This is a genomic window from Mycolicibacter minnesotensis (genome assembly GCF_010731755.1).
GTDB lineage: Bacteria > Actinomycetota > Actinomycetes > Mycobacteriales > Mycobacteriaceae > Mycobacterium > Mycobacterium minnesotense.
On record NZ_AP022589.1, the window covers coordinates 521,427 to 541,364 of the forward strand.

Annotated in this window: 20 protein-coding genes, 1 other RNA gene and 2 pseudogenes; 7 read left to right on the forward strand and 16 right to left on the reverse strand. The window is 66.6% G+C overall.

Annotated features, from left to right (window positions below; all coding sequences use genetic code 11):
* Nucleotides 1-97: 97 nt before the first annotated feature.
* The gene (locus tag G6N09_RS02630; protein WP_109558876.1) at nucleotides 98-1,423 is read left to right on the forward strand and encodes a PPE domain-containing protein; all 1,326 of its coding nucleotides are present in this window, start codon (nucleotides 98-100) and stop codon (nucleotides 1,421-1,423) included.
* Here the strand turns inward: G6N09_RS02630 and G6N09_RS02635 are convergent.
* The 5 genes from G6N09_RS02635 to G6N09_RS02655 all read right to left on the reverse strand — a co-directional run bounded on the left by G6N09_RS02635 (nucleotide 1,420) and on the right by G6N09_RS02655 (nucleotide 6,491).
* Nucleotides 1,420-2,943 (reverse strand): aldehyde dehydrogenase family protein, encoded by a 1,524-nt coding sequence (locus tag G6N09_RS02635; protein ID WP_083024606.1) that lies wholly within the window; start codon nucleotides 2,941-2,943, stop codon nucleotides 1,420-1,422. The two genes, G6N09_RS02630 and G6N09_RS02635, sit on opposite strands and share 4 nt — an antisense overlap.
* A 112-nt stretch (nucleotides 2,944-3,055) precedes the next feature.
* The gene (dmpG, locus tag G6N09_RS02640; protein ID WP_083024490.1) at nucleotides 3,056-4,099 is read right to left on the reverse strand and encodes a 4-hydroxy-2-oxovalerate aldolase; all 1,044 of its coding nucleotides are present in this window, start codon (nucleotides 4,097-4,099) and stop codon (nucleotides 3,056-3,058) included.
* On the reverse strand, nucleotides 4,096-5,052 hold the full coding sequence (locus G6N09_RS02645; RefSeq protein ID WP_083024492.1) for an acetaldehyde dehydrogenase (acetylating): 957 nt from the start codon (nucleotides 5,050-5,052) through the stop codon (nucleotides 4,096-4,098). The genes dmpG and G6N09_RS02645 overlap by 4 nt, the downstream gene beginning before the upstream one ends.
* A gap of 9 nt (nucleotides 5,053-5,061) precedes the next feature.
* Nucleotides 5,062-5,850, reverse strand: coding sequence for a 2-keto-4-pentenoate hydratase (locus tag G6N09_RS02650; protein WP_083024495.1), 789 nt, complete (start codon nucleotides 5,848-5,850; stop codon nucleotides 5,062-5,064).
* A complete protein-coding gene (locus G6N09_RS02655; RefSeq protein ID WP_407662635.1) occupies nucleotides 5,847-6,491 on the reverse strand; it encodes a TetR/AcrR family transcriptional regulator in 645 nt (214 codons plus the stop codon). The genes G6N09_RS02650 and G6N09_RS02655 overlap by 4 nt, the downstream gene beginning before the upstream one ends.
* Nucleotides 6,492-6,581: 90 nt before the next feature.
* Between G6N09_RS02655 and G6N09_RS02660 the strand changes: the two genes are divergently transcribed.
* Genes G6N09_RS02660 through G6N09_RS02670 form a run of 3 tightly spaced genes read left to right on the forward strand, consistent with a single transcriptional unit; the run spans nucleotide 6,582 to nucleotide 10,053 of the window.
* Nucleotides 6,582-8,153, forward strand: a complete 1,572-nt coding sequence (locus G6N09_RS02660) for a bifunctional 3-(3-hydroxy-phenyl)propionate/3-hydroxycinnamic acid hydroxylase (protein ID WP_083024500.1) — start codon at nucleotides 6,582-6,584, stop codon at nucleotides 8,151-8,153.
* A complete protein-coding gene (locus G6N09_RS02665; RefSeq protein WP_083024502.1) occupies nucleotides 8,150-9,046 on the forward strand; it encodes an alpha/beta fold hydrolase in 897 nt (298 codons plus the stop codon). The genes G6N09_RS02660 and G6N09_RS02665 overlap by 4 nt, the downstream gene beginning before the upstream one ends.
* Complete coding sequence (locus tag G6N09_RS02670; protein WP_083024505.1) at nucleotides 9,043-10,053, forward strand: VOC family protein; 1,011 nt, start codon at nucleotides 9,043-9,045, stop codon at nucleotides 10,051-10,053. Before G6N09_RS02665 ends, G6N09_RS02670 begins: the two co-directional genes overlap by 4 nt.
* 34 nt (nucleotides 10,054-10,087) lie before the next feature.
* Here G6N09_RS02670 and G6N09_RS02675 read toward each other — a convergent pair.
* Nucleotides 10,088-10,210, reverse strand: a pseudogene (locus G6N09_RS02675) (SDR family oxidoreductase); the annotation flags it as partial.
* Between the two features lie 300 nt (nucleotides 10,211-10,510).
* Between G6N09_RS02675 and G6N09_RS20205 the strand changes: the two are divergent.
* Nucleotides 10,511-10,972 carry a hypothetical protein gene (locus G6N09_RS20205; protein ID WP_109558877.1) on the forward strand — a complete coding sequence of 154 codons (462 nt, stop codon included), beginning with the start codon at nucleotides 10,511-10,513 and terminating at the stop codon, nucleotides 10,970-10,972.
* Nucleotides 10,973-10,995: 23 nt separating this feature from the next.
* Here the strand turns inward: G6N09_RS20205 and G6N09_RS02685 are convergent, their stop codons facing one another.
* The gene (locus tag G6N09_RS02685; protein ID WP_163752633.1) at nucleotides 10,996-11,307 is read right to left on the reverse strand and encodes a hypothetical protein; all 312 of its coding nucleotides are present in this window, start codon (nucleotides 11,305-11,307) and stop codon (nucleotides 10,996-10,998) included.
* 255 nt (nucleotides 11,308-11,562) lie between these two features.
* A complete protein-coding gene (locus G6N09_RS19695; protein ID WP_109558879.1) occupies nucleotides 11,563-11,748 on the reverse strand; it encodes a hypothetical protein in 186 nt (61 codons plus the stop codon).
* 200 nt (nucleotides 11,749-11,948) lie between these two features.
* Between G6N09_RS19695 and G6N09_RS19700 the strand changes: the two genes are divergently transcribed.
* The gene (locus tag G6N09_RS19700) at nucleotides 11,949-12,098 is read left to right on the forward strand and encodes a hypothetical protein (RefSeq protein ID WP_163752635.1); all 150 of its coding nucleotides are present in this window, start codon (nucleotides 11,949-11,951) and stop codon (nucleotides 12,096-12,098) included.
* A gap of 788 nt (nucleotides 12,099-12,886) precedes the next feature.
* Here the strand turns inward: G6N09_RS19700 and ssrA are convergent.
* From ssrA to prfB, 7 genes are all read right to left on the reverse strand, one after another.
* Nucleotides 12,887-13,275: a transfer-messenger RNA gene (gene ssrA / locus G6N09_RS02700) on the reverse strand.
* A gap of 94 nt (nucleotides 13,276-13,369) precedes the next feature.
* Nucleotides 13,370-13,873, reverse strand: a complete 504-nt coding sequence (smpB, locus tag G6N09_RS02705; protein ID WP_407662636.1) for an SsrA-binding protein SmpB — start codon at nucleotides 13,871-13,873, stop codon at nucleotides 13,370-13,372.
* Entirely contained in the window at nucleotides 13,873-14,766 is an 894-nt protein-coding gene (gene ftsX, locus G6N09_RS02710; protein WP_083024509.1) for a permease-like cell division protein FtsX, read from the reverse strand. The genes smpB and ftsX overlap by 1 nt, the downstream gene beginning before the upstream one ends.
* Before the next feature lies 1 nt (nucleotide 14,767).
* A complete protein-coding gene (gene ftsE, locus G6N09_RS02715) occupies nucleotides 14,768-15,457 on the reverse strand; it encodes a cell division ATP-binding protein FtsE (RefSeq protein ID WP_083024511.1) in 690 nt (229 codons plus the stop codon).
* A 13-nt stretch (nucleotides 15,458-15,470) separates the two neighbouring features.
* Nucleotides 15,471-16,010 carry an Rv3103c family proline-rich protein gene (locus tag G6N09_RS02720; RefSeq protein ID WP_244959513.1) on the reverse strand — a complete coding sequence of 180 codons (540 nt, stop codon included), beginning with the start codon at nucleotides 16,008-16,010 and terminating at the stop codon, nucleotides 15,471-15,473.
* Nucleotides 16,007-16,909 (reverse strand): mechanosensitive ion channel family protein, encoded by a 903-nt coding sequence (locus G6N09_RS02725; protein ID WP_083027784.1) that lies wholly within the window; start codon nucleotides 16,907-16,909, stop codon nucleotides 16,007-16,009. The genes G6N09_RS02720 and G6N09_RS02725 overlap by 4 nt, the downstream gene beginning before the upstream one ends.
* Before the next feature lie 5 nt (nucleotides 16,910-16,914).
* Complete coding sequence (gene prfB / locus G6N09_RS02730; protein WP_083027785.1) at nucleotides 16,915-18,030, reverse strand: peptide chain release factor 2; 1,116 nt, start codon at nucleotides 18,028-18,030, stop codon at nucleotides 16,915-16,917.
* Nucleotides 18,031-18,126: 96 nt separating this feature from the next.
* On the opposite strand from prfB, the pseudogene G6N09_RS02735 reads away from it, so the two are divergent.
* A pseudogene (locus G6N09_RS02735) lies at nucleotides 18,127-19,500 on the forward strand (FAD-dependent oxidoreductase); the annotation flags it as partial.
* A gap of 96 nt (nucleotides 19,501-19,596) precedes the next feature.
* On the opposite strand, the gene G6N09_RS02740 reads toward G6N09_RS02735, so the two are convergent.
* A complete protein-coding gene (locus G6N09_RS02740) occupies nucleotides 19,597-19,932 on the reverse strand; it encodes a hypothetical protein (RefSeq protein ID WP_083027787.1) in 336 nt (111 codons plus the stop codon).
* Nucleotides 19,933-19,938 lie beyond the last annotated feature (6 nt).

Below are 19,938 nucleotides of genomic sequence, written 5' to 3' on the forward strand. Positions count from 1 at the left end.
CCGTCGTTCCCGCCTCCGGCAACAACCCCGAAGTTAGCTTAGGCAATGCTATCTTGAGGTTATTTATCAGTGCCGATCGTAGAAATTGGTGTCTGGCGTGAACGGTGGTTGGATCGCATCTCCTCCAGAGGTGCATTCAGCGCTGTTGAGCAGCGGTCCCGGTCCCGCTGCCCTGCTCGCCGCGGCGGGCGCCTGGTCAGCGCTGAGCTTCGAATACTCGGCTGCGGCCACCGAACTGTTCGCCGTGCTGAGCGACGTGCGGTCAGCGGCCTGGCGAGGACCCAGCGCGGACAGGTACGCCTCTGCGCACGCCTCCTACCTACAGTGGCTGACGCGCGCCAGCATCGACAGCGCCCGCGCCGGCGCCCAGCACGAGGTCGCCGCGGCCGCCTACAGCACCGCCGTGGCCGCCATGCCCCACCTGGCAGAACTGGCACTCAATCACACTGCCCACGCGGTGTTGACCGCCACGAATTTCTTTGGCATCAACACCATCCCGATCACCCTCAACGAGGCTGACTATGCCCGCATGTGGGTGCAGGCGGCCACCGTGATGGCGACCTACGAGGCGATCTCCGGTGCTGCCCTGGCCTCGCTACCCGACTCGGACCCGGCACCGCCGATCCTGGCCGCCGACACCGGAGCCGGTGGCGACGACGAGCCGACGGATCCGATCGAAGAGGCGAACCGCTGGTTCTGGTTCATCTTCTGGAACATCGTGTCCTGGTCAACGTTCCTGTTCATCGTGACGATCCCGGTTCGGATACCGATCGTGCTGCCGCTGCTGATCAACGCCATCAACGACTTCATCGCAAGGATGCAGCTGCCGGCGGAGCCCGTCATCGAGGAACCGGCGCCAGAACCCGCCCCCGTACCGCAGATGATCCTGGCCCGACCGGCCCACCAGCCGTTCGCCGTCGCCATGGGTGTCGGGGGCGGTATCACCGGTCCTGCGGGGACCTCCGCTGGCCCGGCCGGTGCCACGACCACCGGTCCGGCCATACCGGTGAGCGGCGCCGAAGCGTTCGCCTACCTGGTGACCGGGGGCCACGCCGAAGGCTTCGGGCCCACCCTGACCGGACGCGACCAGTCCAGGGCGCCAGCCGCCGGCGCCTCGGCCGCCGCCGCGGCGCGCTCACCGGCAGCGCGCGCGCCCCTGCGGGCCCGGCGACGGCGTCGGGCGCAGATGAGGGAGTACGCCGACGCCACCATGACGCTCAGTGCCGTGGCCACCGGATCCCCCGACCCGACGACGACACCCGCCCACTCGGAATCCGGCTCGGGCACGCTGGGATTCACCGGGACGGCGCAACGAAGCGACACCGGTGCAGCAGGCCTGGCCCGGGTGCACGGCACCGGCGCGGCGACGCCGCTCTTGCCCGAGACCTGGGATCGCAACCCCGACGAGGGCTCAGCGCCCTAGCCGTTGTACGGCCGCGAACCGAAGCGCCGCCGTCCGCGCGCCGCGAACGCCCGCATGGCCCCCAGCGCGATCCCCATGCGGCGTCTCGACGACGGGTACCACAGCAGTTCGGACTTCTGGGTGGGCAGCCGCGGGGAGGTAATAGCCTGCTGCCGGCAGTATTTGATGATTCCGGAGGCACCGCCGGCTCGGTAACCGACGCCTGACTCTTTCCAGCCACCCATCGGCAGCCCCGGGCAGAAGACATTGACCAGAGCATCGTTGACGTTCACCGCGCCGACTTCCAGCCTGCGTGCCAGCCGTTCGCCGCGACGCTTGTCGGCGGTCCATACCGTCGCCGACAATCCGTACGGCGAGTCGTTGGCCAGCCGGATGGCCTCGTTCTCGTCGGCGACCTTGATCACCGGCAGTGTCGGCCCGAACGTCTCTTCGGTCATGCACGTCATAGACGAATCGACATCGGTTATCACGGTCGGGGCGAAGTAGGTTCCCACCCCAGTCGCCGAGCCGCCGGTGACCACCCTGGCTCCCGCGGCCCTCGCCTCATCAACATGCCGCGCGACGATGTCGCGCTGCGCCTCGGTCGCCATGGCACCGGTGTCACCGTCTTGGCCCTGCTGCACCTCGCCGACTCGCGCCGCCAGCTTGGCGACGAACTGGTCGTAGACCGGCGCCTCGACATACACGCGCTCCACTGACACACAGACCTGGCCGGAGTTGAACAGCCCGCCCCAGGCAATGCCGTTGGCAGCGCGGTCAAGGTCGGCGTCGGCCAAGACGATCGCCGGGTCCTTTCCGCCGAGCTCCAGTCCGTAGGGAATCAGTCGCTGGGCACACGCCACGGCGACTTTGCGTCCGGTGGCGGTCGAACCGGTGAACTGCAGGAAGTCGGCGTGCTCGATCAGCGCCTGGCCGGTCTCGCCGTAGCCGGTGGTCAGGCCCAGCACGGGCGGGGCACCGATCTCAGTCCATCCACGCACAAACTCCACCGCCGACAGCGGGGTCACCTCCGAGGGTTTGAGCAAGACGGCAGCGCCGGCTGCCAACGCAGGCGGAACGTCGAGGCCGGGCATCGCGAAGGGGAAGTTCCACGGCGTGATGACGCCGACCAATGGATATGGCCGATAGGCGGTGGTGAATCGCTTCACCCGATAGAGCGGGCTGTGCGCCTTGGGATGACGGTCGGCCAGGAACTCCTTGGCATGGTTGGCCCAGTAGGCGATGGCGTCTGCCGTGGCGACGGCTTCGATGCTGGCGTCGCCGCGCGATTTGCCGGTCTCGGAGACCAATACCTCGGTGATGTGGTCGGCGTGGTCCAATATCCAGTCCTGCCACGCCAACAGCCACCGCTTACGCCCGTTGGGCCCAAGAGCCTCCCATTCCGGCTGCGCCGAAACCAGCTGGGCCGCTTTGGCTCCCACCGTGGCGGGGTCATCGATCGGCACGCTGCCCGACACCGCGCCAGTCGCGGGGTTGCACACGGTGATCGTCGACTCGGCCCTGGACTGCACTGCGGTCATGATGCGCTCCCGGTCTCGTGCCTGCGGGGTGGCGGACATCCCGGCACCGATGACCGCCACCGTGGCTTCATAGGGCGACGGTACGCCCGCAGGAGCGCGCGCTGAGCCGAATTCAGTGGGCCGGGATTGCTGAGGCCGACGGCGCAGGCTGCCGCATTGCCAGAAGGTCCAGTGCGATGTCGACGAGCAGGTCTTCTTGGCCTCCCACCAGGCCGCGGCAACCGGCCTCTTCCAGCAGCGATCGAGCATCGAGGCCGTAGCGGGCCGCTACCACTTCGGCGTGCCGCAGGAAGCTCGAGTACACCCCCGCGTACCCGAGCGTCAGCGTCTCGCGATCCACCCGAACGGGACGGTCCTGTAGGGGACGGATCATGTCGTCGGCGGCATCCTCGAGGGCATGCAGGTCACAGCCGTGGTTCCACCCCATGCGGCTCGCCGCGGCGACGAACACCTCCAGGGGCGCGTTGCCCGCGCCTGCCCCCATTCCGGCCAGGGACGCATCGACACGAACCGCACCGCTCTCGACCGCAACGACAGAGTTCGCCACGCCCAGGGACAGATTGTGATGGGCATGGATGCCGATCTCCGTTGCTGGATCGAGCACCTGCCGCAGTCCATCAACCCGTTCGGTGACGTCGCGCATCAGCATGGCCCCGCCGGAGTCGACGACGTAGACGCAGCGCGCACCGTAGCTCTCCATGAGCTTGGCCTGCGACGCCAGGACCTTCGGCTGCGCCATGTGGCTCATCATCAGGAATCCCACTGGGTCCATGCCGAGTTCTGCTGCGGCGCTGAGGTGTCCGGCGGAGATATCGGCCTCGGTGCAGTGGGTCGCGACCCGCACGACGGTGGCACCTGCCCGGTGGGCGTCTTTGAGGTCACGAACGGTCCCGATTCCCGGCAGCAGCAGGGTCGCGATGCGGGCCCGGGTGACGGCGGTGGCCGCGGCCTCGATCCACTCCAGGTCCGTGTGGGCACCGAAGCCGTAGTTGCACGTCGAGCCGGCCAGCCCGTCGCCATGAGCGACTTCGATGGAGTCCACCCCGGCCCGGTCGAGCGCGGTGGCGATCGCAGTGACCTGGCCGATCGTGTACTGGTGCCTGACCGCATGCATACCGTCACGCAGGGTGACATCGCTGATGTAGATCGACGTCATCGGGCGGCCTGCGCGCTGCGGTGCGCGTGCATGACGATCCGCTCGGCGCTGGCCTTCGCGGCGGAGGTCATGATGTCGAGGTTTCCGGCGTAGGCCGGGAGGTAGTGCGCCGCGCCGGCCACCTCGAGCAGGACCGTCACCCGGGTTCCGATGAACTCTCCGGCGCCGGGAATGAATACGGGGGCGTCGGCGGTGATGGGATCGAACTGCACCTGCTGCTTGAGCCGGTAGCCGGGCACGTACGCCTGCACGGCTTTCACCATGTTCAGGATCGAGGTCTCGATGGTGCCGTGGTCGACATCGCCCTTTACCAGGCAATACACCGTGTTTCGCATCATTGTCGGGGGATCGGCCGGGTTCAGGAGCAGGATCGCCCGGCTGCGCTGGGCGCCACCGACGGTCCGCAAGGCCGCGGCGGTCGTCTCGGTGAAGTCGTCGATGTTGGCACGGGTCGCGGGTCCGGCGGACTGTGCGGAGATGGCTGCGACGGTCTCTGCATAGAAGACGGCGCCGACCTGGCTGACCGCGGCGACGATCGGCACCGTGGCCTGTCCCCCGCAGGTCACCATGTTCAGATTCGGCGCATCGAGGTGCTCGGCCAGGTTGACGACAGGCACGCAGTACGGGCCGATCCCCGACGGGGTCAGGTCGACGACCCGGCGACCGGAGCCCCGCAGTGCGGCCCAGTGGTGCCGGTGGGCGGTGGCCGAGGTGGCGTCGAAGACGAGCCCGATGTCATCGAACTCCGGCATCGCCAGCAGTCCGTCGATGCCCTTGGCGGTGATCGGCACGCCGAGCAGAAGCGCCCGGGCGAGGCCGTCGGAGTCGGGGTCGATTCCGGCCAAGGCTCCCACGGTCAGGGGACCGTCGTCGCCGATGATCTTGAGCATCAAGTCGGTTCCGATGTTGCCGGATCCGATGATGGCCACCGGTGTCCGAGGTTGCCTGCCCATGGTTGTCCTTCAGACGAAGTGCAGCGACACCGAGCCGAGGCCGCTGATGGTGGCAGCCGCGTGATCGCCGGCGTCGACGAATGCGGCCGCGGTGAAGGATCCCGACATCACGAGCTGACCGGCTTGAATGTGGGCGCCGAACGGCGCCAGCGAGTTGGCCAGCCACGCCACGGCGGCCGCCGGGTCACCGAGTACGGCCGATCCCAGGCCGCTCTCCACTTCGTGACCGTTGAGCCACAACGACGCTCGTAGGCCGGACAGATCCAGGTTGTCGGTGAACTCGATCCAGTCACCGAGTACCACCGCGCCCGAACTGGCGTTGTCGGCAACGGTGTCACACAACGTCAACTGCCATTGCGCGATCCGGCTGTCGACGACTTCGAGGGCGACCGCCACCGCCTGGGTGGCCGCGCGGACCTGGTCGATGTCGACGTCTGGACCACGCAGTGGCTTCGCGAGAAGGAATGCGATCTCGGGTTCAACACGCGGTGAACAGAATCTCGCCCGGGCCGCGTCGGCGCCGTCGGAGAGCACCATGTCGTCGAGGATGCAGCCGAAGTCCGGCTCGTCGACACCGAGCAGCGTCTGCATCGGTGCAGAGGTCAAGCCGATCTTGTGGCCGACCAGGGTGCGCCCGCGGGCGAGTCTGCGGGCCGTGTTGGCCTGCTGGATCGCGTAGGCATCGGCGAGCCCGAGAGTCGGGAAGCGTTGGGTCAGCGGCGGTATCGGCGACGCGCCGTCCTCGGCCGAGGCCAGCAGATCAGCGCACTCGGCGATCATGGCGCGGGCGGTCGTCATCTCTGATCGTTGTCCTCGATCATGCGCAGCGCAGTGTCATAGAGCACCCTGCCGTGCAGGGCGAACAGGGAGATGAGGTCCACACTGTCCCCACCGATCTCCTTGGCGATGAACAACCCGTCGGCGCCGGCGATGGCATAGGCCGCCAGCTGATCCACCTGCGCCGCAGTCAGACCGAGATCCATCTCGGCGATGCTGGCGGTGAGGGCGTCGGCAGCCTGCTGGCGCACCTTGACGAACATCGCCCTGGCTCGTGGCTCGACGGGTCGGCGCTCGAGCGCCAGCATGAGCCCCAGGCGCAGGAAGTCCGGGGAATCCGAGAGTGCCTTAGCCGTGCCGATGGCCACCTCGACGAGCCGGTCGCGGGCGACGACATCGGGCGGGAGCTGCCAGACCTGGAGCCAGTTGGCGAAACTGCGTTCGATGACCGCGGCCATCAGGTCGTCCTTGTCCTTGAAGTGCCAGTAGATGGAACTGGCCGGCAGCCCGCACTTAGAGCTCACCGCGCCGATGCTGGTGCCCTCGTAGCCGCGTTCGGCGGCGATCTCCGTGGCGGCATCGAGAATCCGGGTGCGGGACAACTCCCCATCGGCTCGGCGCTGACGGCGCCGCGACTGTTCGCCTGCCATGACCCTTCCCATCCCTTGACGCTGTAGTGATCACTACAGTACCGTAGCGGTCACTACAGAACAAGTTCGCGGTCGACGAAGACCACCAGGATGCGAGAAACCATGAGCGATCAGGCGATTTATGACGTCGCGATAGTCGGCTACGGCCCAGTGGGCGCCACCGCTGCCAACTTCTTGGGCCAGGCCGGGCTGAGGGTCGTGGTGATCGAGCGAGATCCCGACGTCTATTTCCGCGCCCGGGCGATCTCCACCGACGAAGAGGTCCTGCGCATCTGGCAGCAGGTCGGCTTGGCCGACCGCCTCACCGCCGACATGCAACCTGGCGCCGGCGCCACCTTCGTCGACGCCCACGGCGTGCCGTTCGTCAAACTTCTTCCCACCGATCGCGGCAACGGCCACCCGCCCCAGCAGTTCATCTACCAACCGGCGGTCGACCACACGTTGCGAGACGGGGTGCAGCGATTCCCCAACGTGACCGTGCTGCTTGAGCACGAGTGCGGCCAAGTCCGCCAGCATCCCGCCCATGCCGAGCTCTCGCTCACCGATCTGCGTACCGGCATCCCGACAGCCATCCGAGCGTCATATGTGATCGCCTCCGACGGCGGTTCCAGTTCCATCCGGGGCCAACTGGGAATCGGCTTCGGCGGTCGTACCTTCTCCGAACGTTGGATCGTCATCGACACCAAGGTGATCCACGAATGGCCTGGGCACGACCGCCTGCGTTTCCACTGCAATCCGAAACGCCCCACCGTCGACTGCCCAACCCCGCTCGGCCATCACCGCTGGGAGTTTCCCGTGCGTGACGAGGAGGACGAGAAATCCTTCCTCAACGAGGACGCCATCTGGACGGTGCTGCACGCCCAAGGAATCACCAGGGGCGACGTCGAGATTCTTGGATTCGCCTGCTACAGCCATCATGTCCGCTTCGCCGACCAGTGGCGGGCGGGCCGAATCTTCCTCGCCGGCGACGCCGCACACGCCATGCCGCCCTGGATCGGTCAGGGCATGTGCGCCGGAGTCCGAGACGTCAGCAACCTGTGCTGGAAGCTGGCGGCGGTACTGAGCGGCTCACTACCGGAGTCGGTGCTCAACAGCTATCAGGCCGAACGTCTGCCGCACGTCAAGGAAGTCACCGGGCGGGCAGCCAAGACCGGGAAGTTGATCATCGAACGAAACCCTGTGCGCGCCACACTTCGCAACCACTTCTTCCGCACGCTGAGCAGGGTCCCCTACTTCACCACGTGGCTGCGTGATCACCGTTGGCTCCCCGACGCACGCTACCGCTCAGGCCTGTTGGCCAGCAACGGAAATCCCGCGGTCGGCTGGTTGATCCCCCAACCTTGGATGCTCGACGAACACGGGGCCCGGACCCGCCTGGATGACGCCATCGGGACAGGCTGGGCGGTGCTGCACACCGGCGAGGTGTCGCCGCAGGACTGGCGATCGGCCGGAGTACCCGTGATCCGCATCAGCCCGCCGGGCTCCGCTCCCGCCAACGGCTGCCTGGTGGATTGCGATGGCGCCCTGCACCGTTGGCTGACGGCCAAGAAGGCATCCGCGGTCGCGGTGCGCCCGGACAAGTTCATCTATGCCGCGACCGCATCCGGGCGGCCGTTGCCCGAGCCCCCGGCGGGGTTTCGCTCCCACCCCCTACCCGCGAAGGATCACGCATGAGCAGCACCATTCCCTCCGAAGGCGCCGCCTTGACCGCGGCCGCCCAGTCCAGCGTCCGAGTCGACACGGCAGAAATCTTCGTCACCGACACCGGCGGTGATCGACCCGCGGTCGTCATGCTTCACGGTGGCGGACCGGGCGCTAACGGGGTATCCAACTACTCCCGCAACATCGACGCACTCGCGCAACGCTTCCGGGTGATCATCCCCGACATGCCCGGTTACGGACGCTCCACCAAGCACGTCGATCACACCGACCCGTTCGGATTCCTCGCCGAAGCCATCCACGGACTGCTGGACGCGCTGGATCTGCGCACAGCGCATCTGGTCGGCAATTCCTACGGCGGCGCCGCGGCCCTGCGGCTGGCGTTGGACCATCCCAGCCGGGTCGGCAAGCTCGTCCTGATGGGACCGGGCGGAATCGGGACGACCCGCGGCCTGCCCACCAAGGGACTCAAGAGTCTGCTGGCCTACTACGGTGCCGGCGGACCCAGCAAGGACAAACTCGCCCACTTCATTCGGACCTATCTGGTCTACGACGGGACAACCGTGCCTGACGAGTTGATCGATCTGCGCTACCAGGCCTCGCTGGACCCGGAGGTGGTGGCCGACCCGCCCCTGAGGCGGCCCTCCAACCCACGCACGCTGTGGCGGATGGATCTGACCCGGGACCGGCGGCTCAGGCAGCTGCGCACACCGACGCTGATTCTGTGGGGCCGCGACGACAAGGTCAATCGCCCGTCGGGCGGTCCACTGCTGCTGAACCTGATGCCCAACGCCGAGTTGGTCATGACCTCCCACACCGGACACTGGATGCAATGGGAAAAAGCTGAACTGTTCAACGACCTGGTGTCGGAGTTCCTGTCGGCCACCTCAACCTGGGCACACCGATGACCGGCCGAGCCGACATCTTCGGAAAGGTCCACCTCGGATATCTCGTGGTTGAGACCGAGAAGTTCAGCGACTGGCGACGTTTCGGGGGCGAAGCGATCGGCATGCACGTCGATGACGCGCTACCGGATACCGTGCGATTCCGGCTGGACGACAACGCGTGCCGATTCCTGCTCCAACGCGGCCCGGCCGAAGACGCGACCGCGCTGGGGTGGCAGGTCGACGACCATGCCACCTTCGACATCATCGCGTCCCGGGTGAGGGACCACGGCGTTCCGTTGAGCGAGGGCTCCGCCGAGGAGGCCGCCCTGCGGGGCGTGGAACGGTTCGTCCGATTCCCGGGGCCGAACGGGCTCGTTCAGGAGATCTACGTCGTCGCGCAGCCGGCGGCCCAACCGCTACGCCTGGGGACACGCGGCGGCTTCGTCACCGGCACGGACGGGATGGGGCACGTAGCCATCGCGACCAAGAAGCCTCATCAGATGCGCGGCTACTACGACACCGTCTTCGATGCGCGGTTGACGGACTACATCGACGAGACCATCAACGGCTTGAAGTTCAAGATCCGCTTCCTGCGGGTCAACGAGCGTCATCACAGCGTGGCAATCGCCGCAGTCAATCGCCTGCCGCTCAATCCCATTCGCACCGCAATCCAGCACTGCAACGTCCAAGTCGCCGATCTCGACGACATGACCGCCGCCTACCAACGGGTCAAGCAGCTGGGCTTCGACATGGCGCTGTCGGTGGGACAACACACCAACGACAAGGAACTGTCGTTCTACGCCGTCACCCCGTCGGGATTCGAGTTCGAACTCGGCTGGAACCCGATCGTCGTCGACGAGTCCACTTGGGAACCGACCACCCATCAAGGCATCAGCATCTGGGGCCACACATCAGAGGGCCAGACCGTCATCGACATACTGGAGCGCTTCAAGACCGGTCTGCAATCCACCCTGCGCCGCGAAGAGACGGTGCCCGCGCTTGCCGGCGCCGGCATTGCCGACGGCTGAATCGGGTCCACGGTGCCCATGGCCAGCTCTGGTATCAGCACGCCAGGTATCCCCCGTCGACGGGCAGCACCGCGCCGGTGATGAACGATGCGTCGTCGGAGGCAAGGAACACGATGGCGCTGGCGACTTCGGCCGGTTCACCGATCCGGCCTTCAGGCAAGCAGGGCGCCATCAGCAGATGGGGCTGAGCCAGCGATCAACCAGACGAACAGGTGCTCGATCAATGACCCCGAGGCCACCCGAAGTTGATCGCCGGCTCAGGTCGAGAAGCACCCCCTGCGGCACGTCGCGAACGGAGCCTGCCAGGTCACAAGCTTTGGCCAGGCTTGCCCGGGTTACCCGACCCACCCGGCTCACCGCCTAGGTTGAAGCCGCCAGATCCGGGGAAGCCACCGGATCCGGGGGTCGCACCTTCCAGACCATTACCCCCGTCGCCGCCGTCGCCGCCTTGGCCGGGGTGGCCATCGTTTCTTGGGAAGCCACCCTGCCCGCCGCTACCGCCAGCACCGCCGCGGCCACCCTGATTTCCGGCACCGTGGCCTGGCCCTCCTACACCACCGGTCCCGCCGTCGCCTCCACTGCCAGCTCCTCGCCCACCGTTCGGATTGGCGACTATGGAGCCGTCACGATCGTCGCGGAAGAATATTTGGCCTCCATCGCCTCCGTCTCCGCCCTTCCCACCAGTTCCGCCGTTAGTGCCATTACCGGACTGGGAGGTGGTCCCGTTCCCACCGTTCCCGCCACGGCCACCATCGCCAGAACCTGTCGTACCGCTGCGGTCGGTACCGCCGATGCCGCCGTTGCCACCATTACCGCCGGGGCGGCTGCCATCACTTGGGGCGCTGCCTCCGTCCCCGCCATTACCGCCGCTGCCGCCATGCCCGAAGACCTGCGCGGGCAGCCTGCTGTTACCAGATAGATGAGTGCCCGGGCCGCCGCTGCCTAGCCCGCCGTCGCCGCCGTTGCCTCCGCTACCGCCCCGCATACCACTTCCAGGTGCTCCATCGCCACCATTGCCGCCAGCACCTCCGGCGCCACCGATAGTGCCGTTGCCTTCGCCGCCCAGACCGCCGTTACCACCGTTGCCGCCTTGCTGGCCGCTTGAGGCAGACGCGTTCCATCCATCACCGCCTCGACCACCGGCGCCACCGATTCCCTTGTAGAGACCTGCTGCGCCGCCGCCACCGACCGTGGGCCGCCCAGCGTCTCCGCCCTGACCACCGTTGCCGCCGTCCGGATGTTCGGCTGTGCCATCTGCGCCCACGCCCCCTTGACCGCCCGCACCGCTATCCCCGTTGTCTCCAGCCATGCCGTATTGACCGTAGGTGGCTGGGCTCAGGCCTAGAAGTCCAAACAGGCCGGAACTGCCACTGGAACCGCCCGCGCCCCCAGCGCCCCCAGCACCTCCGTCGCCGCCCGTTCCACCTCGGCCGCCGTTACCGTCACCGCCGTTGGCGAAACTTCCAGCTGCCCCCGCGACTCCCGTGCCCCCGCTACCAGCGTTGCCGCCTAGGCCGCCATTGCCACCCAGACCCGCATTGCCAAAGAAGATTCCACTTGCGCCGCCCGTGCCACCGTAGCCACCGTAGCCACCGTTGCCACCGCGTTGCCCGAGACCGCCGTCGGCACCGTTGCCTCCCGCTCCGCCGGAGCCTGCGGCGCCACCTTCGCCGAATAGGAAGCCACCTTGACCACCGCTACCTCCTACCCCGCCGTCTCCGCCGTTGAGGTGTAGTTCCGTGCCGTCGCCACCGTTCCCGCCATTGCCGCCGTTGCCGCCATTGCCAAAGAGGAAACCACCAGCGCCACCAGCCCCGCCCGCGCCGCCGCTGCCGCCGAATTGGCCGTCGCCACCGTTGGTGCCGTGGCCACCATTGCCAAAGAGGAACGCAGCGTTGCCGCCGACGCCAGGGGCGCCGTCGATCGGGCTTGAGCCCTCGGCGGCCGACATGATGGTCGGCGAATCGGAACCGGTCGCCGCAGCGGACCCAGCATTGCCGCCGTTGCCGAAAAGCCATCCGGCGTTGCCGCCGCTGCCGCTGTAGCCGTAGCCGTGCCCACCATCGCCGAAGAGCAGACCAGCGTTCCCGCCATCAGGGTTGGCCGCTGTTCCCTCAGCACCGTTGCCGATCAGGTACTGCCCAGACACCGAGTTGACGAAGCTAGCGAACTGCTGGCCATCTGAACCACTGATCCACGTGTTGATAGTGGTGTGAAGGGGGTCATAAAAATACTCGTTGAACAGTGCTGCGCCGAAGCTGGGGTCACCCAGATTCACAAGTAGGGCGTCCCAGTTGTCTTGCAGAATCAGGGTGTCCCATGCTGCGCCCAGAGCTTCTGAGTCGGCCCACGTCGAAGACTCGAACAGCGTGGCGACCGTATCGATGATCACGTCATCGACGTCGGCCTGCGCGGCGGGCGCGGTGATCACCGAGGCCACTCCGAACGCCAGGAAGGCGCTCAGCGCGCCCCCGTGCCCCGCTCCGACGCGCCGCAACTTGACGCTGCGCGAAAAGTGACGTTGTCCACCGACGCTGCGGCGACCGCTCATATACAGGTCCTTTATCCAGCTGGATCCAAAGCCCCAGACACTTCCACCATGACCGGGCTCGTTGTCAGCTAATAGTGAACAGTTAGCCACGGTTCTACAAGGAATATCACAGTTTTATGGACTTGTCTCCACAGGAACGAGCCGGAGTCGACGTTCAAAGGCCCAGCGGGCAGTGCGCGGTCCAACGCACCAAGTCGTGATGAAGACACCCAATTCTCGACAAAGTTGCCGCCAGAAGAACAAAACAGGCCAGGGCTTTTAGCCTCTGGCCTGCTTTGATTCTGGTGGAGCTGCCGGGAATCGAACCCGGGTCCTACGGCATTCCCTCAAGACTTCTCCGTGCGCAGTTCGCTATGTCTCTACTTGGATCTCCCGGTCACGCGAACAAGCCGAGATGACGATCCCAGTCGCTGTTGGTGTCCCGATACATCCCGCGACCGGACGTATAGGTGGATCCCTCTAGTCGATGCCAGGGTCCGGGCCGAGGGAGCTCCCGGTCTGACAGGCCCGCCTCGCTTAGGCAGCGAGGGCGAAGTCGCTCTGAAGAGCGACCTTAGCCGGCGTAAGTGCCTTGGCGCTTACTTGTTTACAGCGACGCTTAACGGTGGTCTCCTGCCTGCACCGGCACGCTTCCCTTGATTCGACACACGCAGTCGAAACCTTTCAGCCCCCTGTCCTGGGTGTTTGCCCACCGGCTTTCGGCGGACACTTCATGGTACGCGGTTCCAACGACTTATCGGCGCCGGTTCATTCCCCCGGCGACGGTCACATGCCCTTGGCGCGACGCCCCAGTGCCCGGGTCACTTCGCGTTGCGCGTCACGCTTGGCCAGATCCTGGCGCTTGTCGTGGGCTTGCTTGCCGCGCGCCAGCGCCAATTCGACCTTGACCTTGCCCTCGAAGAAGTACACCGACAGCGGGACCAGGGTGAGGTTGCCGTCGCGAATCTTGCCGATCAGCATGTCGATCTGGCGCCGGTGCAACAGCAACTTGCGAGTGCGCCGCGGCTCGTGGTTGGTCCAGGTGCCGTGGTGGTATTCGGGGATGTGCATGTTGCGCAGCCACACCTCCCCGTCGTCGACGGTGGCGAATGCGTCGACCAGCGAGGCTTGACCGGCGCGCAGACTCTTCACCTCGGTGCCCACCAGCGACACCCCGGCCTCGTAGACGTCGAGAATCGAGTAGTTGTGCCGTGCTTTGCGATTCGACGCGACGATCTGCTTATCGGGCTTCTTGCCCTTGCCCTTGTCCGAGGCCTTCTTAGCCATCACTACCGCCGGACATAAAGCCGAAGCGTCACGTAGGAGGTGGCTGCGGCCATCGCCGCGCCCAGCACCAGCAGGATCGGCGAGATGTAGAGGATGTCGGCGTAGTCGATCCGTGCGATCAGATGCGCTTGATAGAACTGGCTGAGCGCGTTATCGAGGAACAAGGCCCGCACGACCATCAATCCAACGATCGCGATGATCACACCCACCGTCGCAGCCAGCACCGCCTCCACCAGGAACGGCAGCTGCGTGTACCAGCGGCTGGCACCCACCAGGCGCATGATCGAGACCTCGGTCCGCCGGGTGTAAGCGGCGACTTGAACCATGTTGGCGATCAACAGCACCGCCCCGACCGCCTGCACCAGCGCGACCGCGAAAGCTGCGCTGCTGAGCCCGTCGAGCACGGCGAACAGTCGGTCGATCAGCTTCTTCTGGTTGAGCACGCTGAGCACGCCGGGCTGGCCCTGCATTGCGGCGTCGAAATCCTTGCTCTGCTCGGGGTTGTCCAGCTTGACGATGAACGACGCCGGGAAGGAGTCCTTGCTCGCGACATCCTTGAACTCGGGGAATTTCCGGATAGCGTCGGCGTAGGCATCCTCGGAATTGAGGTAGCGGACCGACTTCACGTCGTTGCGGGTCTCGATCTGCTCCCGCAGCGCTTTACAGGCCGGCTGATCGCAGTTCGGGTCATCGGCGGCGATGTCGGGGTTGAGGAACACCTGCGACTCCACCCGGTCCAGGTAGATGCTGCGGGACTGGTCAGCCAGACGCACCACCAGCAATCCGCCACCGAACAGGCCGATCGAGATGGCCGTGGTGAGAATCATCGCCACCGTCATGGTGACGTTGCGGCGCAGCCCGGTCAGGACCTCGTTGAACAGGAAACCAAAGCGCACGTCAGCGGTCCATTCCGTAGACACCGCGCTGCTCGTCGCGCACCAACCGCCCGAGCGACAGCTCGACGACGCGCTGGCGCATCGAGTCGACGATGTGGTGGTCGTGGGTCGCCATGAGCACCGTGGTTCCGGTGCGGTTGATCCGCTCCAGCAGATCCATGATGTCCTCACTAGTGTCCGGGTCGAGGTTGCCGGTGGGCTCATCGGCGATCAGCACCAGTGGCCGGTTGACGAAAGCCCGGGCGATCGCGACACGCTGCTGCTCACCACCGGACAGCTCACCGGGCAGCCGGTTCGCCTTGCCTGACAGCCCGACCATCTCCAGAACCTCAGGGACGACCCGGTTGATCATCTCCGGCTTCTTGCCGATCACCTCCAGCGCGAAGGCCACGTTCTCGAACACCGTCTTCTGCTGCAACAGCCGGAAATCCTGGAACACGCACCCCAGTACCTGGCGCAGGCTGGGGATATGGCGGCCGGCGAGCTTGTTGACGTGGAACTTCGACACCTGAATGTCACCCGAGGTGGGTGTCTCCTCGGCCAGCAGCAACCGCATGAACGTGGACTTGCCTGAGCCGGATGGACCGATCAGGAAGACGAACTCGCCTTTGTCGATCTTGACGCTGACATTGTCGAGCGCCGGACGGGCCGACGACTTGTACTGCTTGGTGACATGGTCGAGCGTGATCATCACGGCACGAAGTTTAGCCCGGTGGTGCGACGGGCCCGGGCGGAGCCGACGGCGTCGGCGCGCCGGACGCAGCCGAGGGTGCGGGCTGCCCCGGCACGGGCGGCACCTCGGCGGGCGGGGGGACCTGCCCCGGCTCCGGGGGTGGGACCGGGCTGGGCGGCGGGCACAGAGGTGGGCAGAACGGGAATCCCGGCACCGGCGACGGCGGCGGCGGTTCGCCAACCGGCGGCTCCTCGGGCGGGGGCGTCTCGACCGTGGTGGGTGTGGGCGTGACGGTCTCGGTGATGGTCACCGGTGGTTGCTGGAGCCTGGTGCGCGGCACCCAGGTATAGGCCGGGTCGGGGATGAAACCCGGCGGCACCACCTGTGGGGCGGGTGGCGGCTTCGGTTCCTCACGGTAGGTGCCGTAGACCCACCACACCGCGCCGAAAGCGATGATCAGCACCACCGTGGAGGTGCGGACCCGGCCGCCGAACAGGTGCGACGGCCATTTCCATCGGGACTCACCGGCCCGGGCCGGCGGCTCGTCGGGCTTTCCTACGCGCAGTTTCATGGCGTCTGCACCGGCTTCACCTCGCCAGCGGCAGCGACACCGACCGAGGCCAGCGCCTGCACCACCTGGATCCGCAACCGTCGTCCCACTTCGAACTGTTTGCCGGGCAGCGTCCGCGCCACCATCCGCAGGTTGACGACGCCGACCTCCAGGCTCTCCACGCCCATCATCGAGGGCTGGTCCAGCAACAGATCCCGCAGCGGCGCATCGGCCTCGCGGGCGTGCTCACACACTTGGTGCAGCACTTCGTTGACCCGAGTCAGGTCGGCGCTGCTAGGCACGGGAATGTCGACTACGGCACGCGCCCAGTCCTTGGACAAGTTCAGCGAGCGGACGATGTTGCCGTTGGGGACGGTGAACACCTCGCCGTTGGGGGTCCGTAGCTTGGTCACCCGCAGCGTCACCTCCTCGACGGTGCCCAGCGCCTCCGTCGGCGCCCCGGTCATCGACAGCTGCACCAGATCACCGAAGCCGTATTGCTTTTCGGTGATGATGAAGAATCCGCTGAGGAGGTCTTGCACCAGCTTCTGCGCTCCGAAGCCGATCGCGCCACCTATGACGGCTGCAGGTCCCACCAACGATCCGATCGGGATGTCGAGGATGGTGGTGATCTGCACGCCGACCACGACGCACAGCAGCACCACCGACACCCAGGAGATCACCGAGGCGACGGCCTGACGGTGCTTGGACGCCTCCGAACGCACCAGCGCGTCACTGGTGGCAAAACCGTGTTCCAGCCGGCGGGTCACCCGCTGTGCCGTCCAGGTGATGAAGCGCGAGGCCAGCACCGCCCCGATGAGCAGCAGGACGATCCGCAGTCCCTTGGTGATGACCCATTCACCGATCTCACCGCGCCACAACTCGCTCCAGCGCTGCCCCGGAGAAAAGGCCAAGGTCATGAGGGTCAGTCCTCTTCCGGCCTGTTGCGCCAGCGGATGCCGGCCTCCAGGAAGCCGTCGATGTCGCCGTCGAGGACCGCGGCCGGGTTGCCGACCTCGTACTCGGTGCGCAGGTCCTTGACCATCTGGTAAGGGTGCAGCACGTAGGAGCGCATCTGGTTGCCCCACGAGCTGCCCCCGTCGCCCTTGAGTGCGTCCATCTCGGCGCGTTCTTCGGACCGCTTACGCTCCATGAGCTTGGCCTGCAGCACCCGCATCGCCGAAACCTTGTTCTGCAACTGCGATTTCTCGTTCTGACAGGTGACCACGATCCCGCTGGGGATGTGCGTCAGGCGCACCGCGGAGTCGGTGGTGTTCACCGACTGACCGCCGGGGCCGCTGGAGCGGTAGACGTCGACGCGGACGTCGCCCTCGGGAATGTCGATGTGGTCGGTGGTCTCCACCACCGGCAACACCTCGACTTCGGCGAACGAGGTCTGCCGACGCCCCTGGTTGTCGAACGGGCTGATCCGTACCAGCCGGTGGGTGCCTTGTTCCACCGACAGGGTGCCGTAGGCGAAAGGTGCGTGCACCGCGAACGTCGCGCTTTTGATCCCGGCTTCTTCGGCGTAGGAGGTGTCGAACACCTCGACGCCGTAGTTGTGCTGCTCGGCCCAGCGGATGTACATCCGCATCAGCATCTCGGCCCAGTCGGCGGCGTCCACGCCGCCCGCGCCGGAGCGGATCGTGACCAGCGCCTCACGTTCGTCGTACTCACCCGAGAGCAGGGTGCGGACCTCCAAGGCGTCGATGTCTTCGCGCAGCTTGGCCAGTTCGGCGTCGGCTTCGGCCAGCGCGTCGGCGCCCGCCGAACCTTCTTCCTCAGCCGCCATCTCATAGAGCACCGGGAGATCGTCGACGCGTTGGCGCAGCCCCTCCACCCGGCGCAACTCGGCCTGGGCGTGTGACAGCTCGCTGGTCACCTTCTGGGCGCGCGTCTGGTCATCCCACAGATTCGGGTCGGACGCGTCGCGCTCGAGGTCGGCAATACGGCTGCGCAGTCCGTCGACGTCCAGCACCCGCTCCACCGTGGTCAAGGTGGTGTCAAGGGCGGCAATGTCGGGCTGGCGGTCAGGTTCCACGTTTGTCGAGGTTACCGGCGACCCTTGGGGTGCGACCTCTAGCATCGGGGTTACGCGGGTGCATGCGCGACTTCCGAGCAGAAAGAAGGTTCGAGGATGCGGCCCTATCACGTCGCGATCGTCGGCTCCGGCCCATCGGGTTACTTTGCCGCGGCATCCCTGCTGAAGCTGGCCGCGGGCGGTGAGATCGACGTGCGCATCGACATGCTGGAGATGCTGCCGACGCCGTGGGGCCTGGTGCGCTCAGGAGTGGCGCCCGATCACCCGAAGATCAAGTCGATCAGCGCACAGTTTGAGAAGACCGCGGCCGATCCGCGATTCCGGTTCTACGGCAACGTGACCGTCGGCGAGCATGTGACGCCGGCGGAGCTGGCCGAGCGCTACGACGTGGTGATCTACGCGATCGGAGCACAGTCGAATCGGCAATTGGGCATCCCCGGGGAGGATCTGCCCGGCAGCGTCGCCGCGGTGGACTTCGTCGGCTGGTACAACGCGCATCCGCATTTCGCCGACCACGCACCCGACCTGAGCTGCAGTCGCGCCATCGTGGTGGGCAACGGCAATGTGGCCCTGGACGTGGCCCGCATTCTGGTCAGTCAGCCCGACGAGCTGCGCCGCACCGACATCGCTGACCACGCCCTGGACGCATTGGGACCGCGCGGCATCGAAGAGGTGGTGATCGTCGGTAGGCGCGGCCCACTACAGGCCACCTTCAGCAGCCCCGAACTGCGCGAGCTCGGCGACCTCAAGGGGCTCGACGACGTGGATGTGGTGATCGAGGCCGCGGAGTTCGCCGGGATCACCGACGAGGACATCGAGGCGGCCCCCAAGCATCCCAAGCAGAACGTCAAGGTGTTGCGCACCTACGTCGGGCGCCCGCTGCGCCCGGGTCATCGCCGGATCGTGTTCCGATTCGCCACCTCACCGATTGAGATCCGCGGCGAGGGCCGGGTCGAGGAGATCGTGCTGGGCCGCAACGAGTTGGTCACCGATGATCAGGGTTGGGTCAGCGCACGCGACACCGGTGAGCGCGAAGTGTTGCCCACCCAGCTGGTGGTGCGCTCGGTCGGTTACCGCGGGGTTCCCATCCCGGGTCTGCCGTTCGACGAGCGCAGCGGCACGATCCCGCACACCGCCGGACGCATCGAGGGCGCCGACAACGAATACGTGGTCGGCTGGATCAAGCGGGGGCCTTCGGGTGTCATCGGTTCCAACAAGAGCGACTCGCAGGCCACTGTCGATACCCTCGCCGCCGATCTGGCCGCCCGGGTGGCCGAAACGGGTTTGCCCGACCGCGACGCCGACCACGAGGTGCAGCTGCACCGCTGGCTCCTGTCTCGCCAACCGCATCTGGTCACCGCCGAACATTGGCAGCTGATCGACGCCCACGAGCGTTCCCTCGGTGAGCCGCATGGCCGGCCCCGGGTCAAGCTGGCCAGCGTCGAGGAGATGTTGCGGGTCGGGCACGGGCCGAGTGCGCAGGAATCCTGCCCCGACTGCGATGCGGTGGAACTGAGGTCGCACGTGGTTCCGCTGCCGGAGTCGCAGCCGCAGTAATCGCCGAGCTCACTCCCCCGGTGGCGTGGACGGTGGCGCGATCGGGCTCCAGTTGTCGGGGTTGCGCGGCGAATACCGCACCGGCAGCAGCTCGCCGACGCTGGGCCACGTGTTCACGTCGACCGCGAAGCGCCGGTAGACGTCATGTTCGGCGATCGAGGGACCGTGCAGAACGCCACTGATCGTGACGAACTGGGCACCGGTGGCCTCCGGGCGCGGACTGACGCCGGTGATCAGGACGGTGCCCTCGAGGGCTTCCCGGCCTGGCCCCGAACGCACGAACCGCGGCGCCAGAAAAACGCCCATCACAGCCAGCAGTAACAGCAGCGCTCCGATCTCCCACATGCGGCC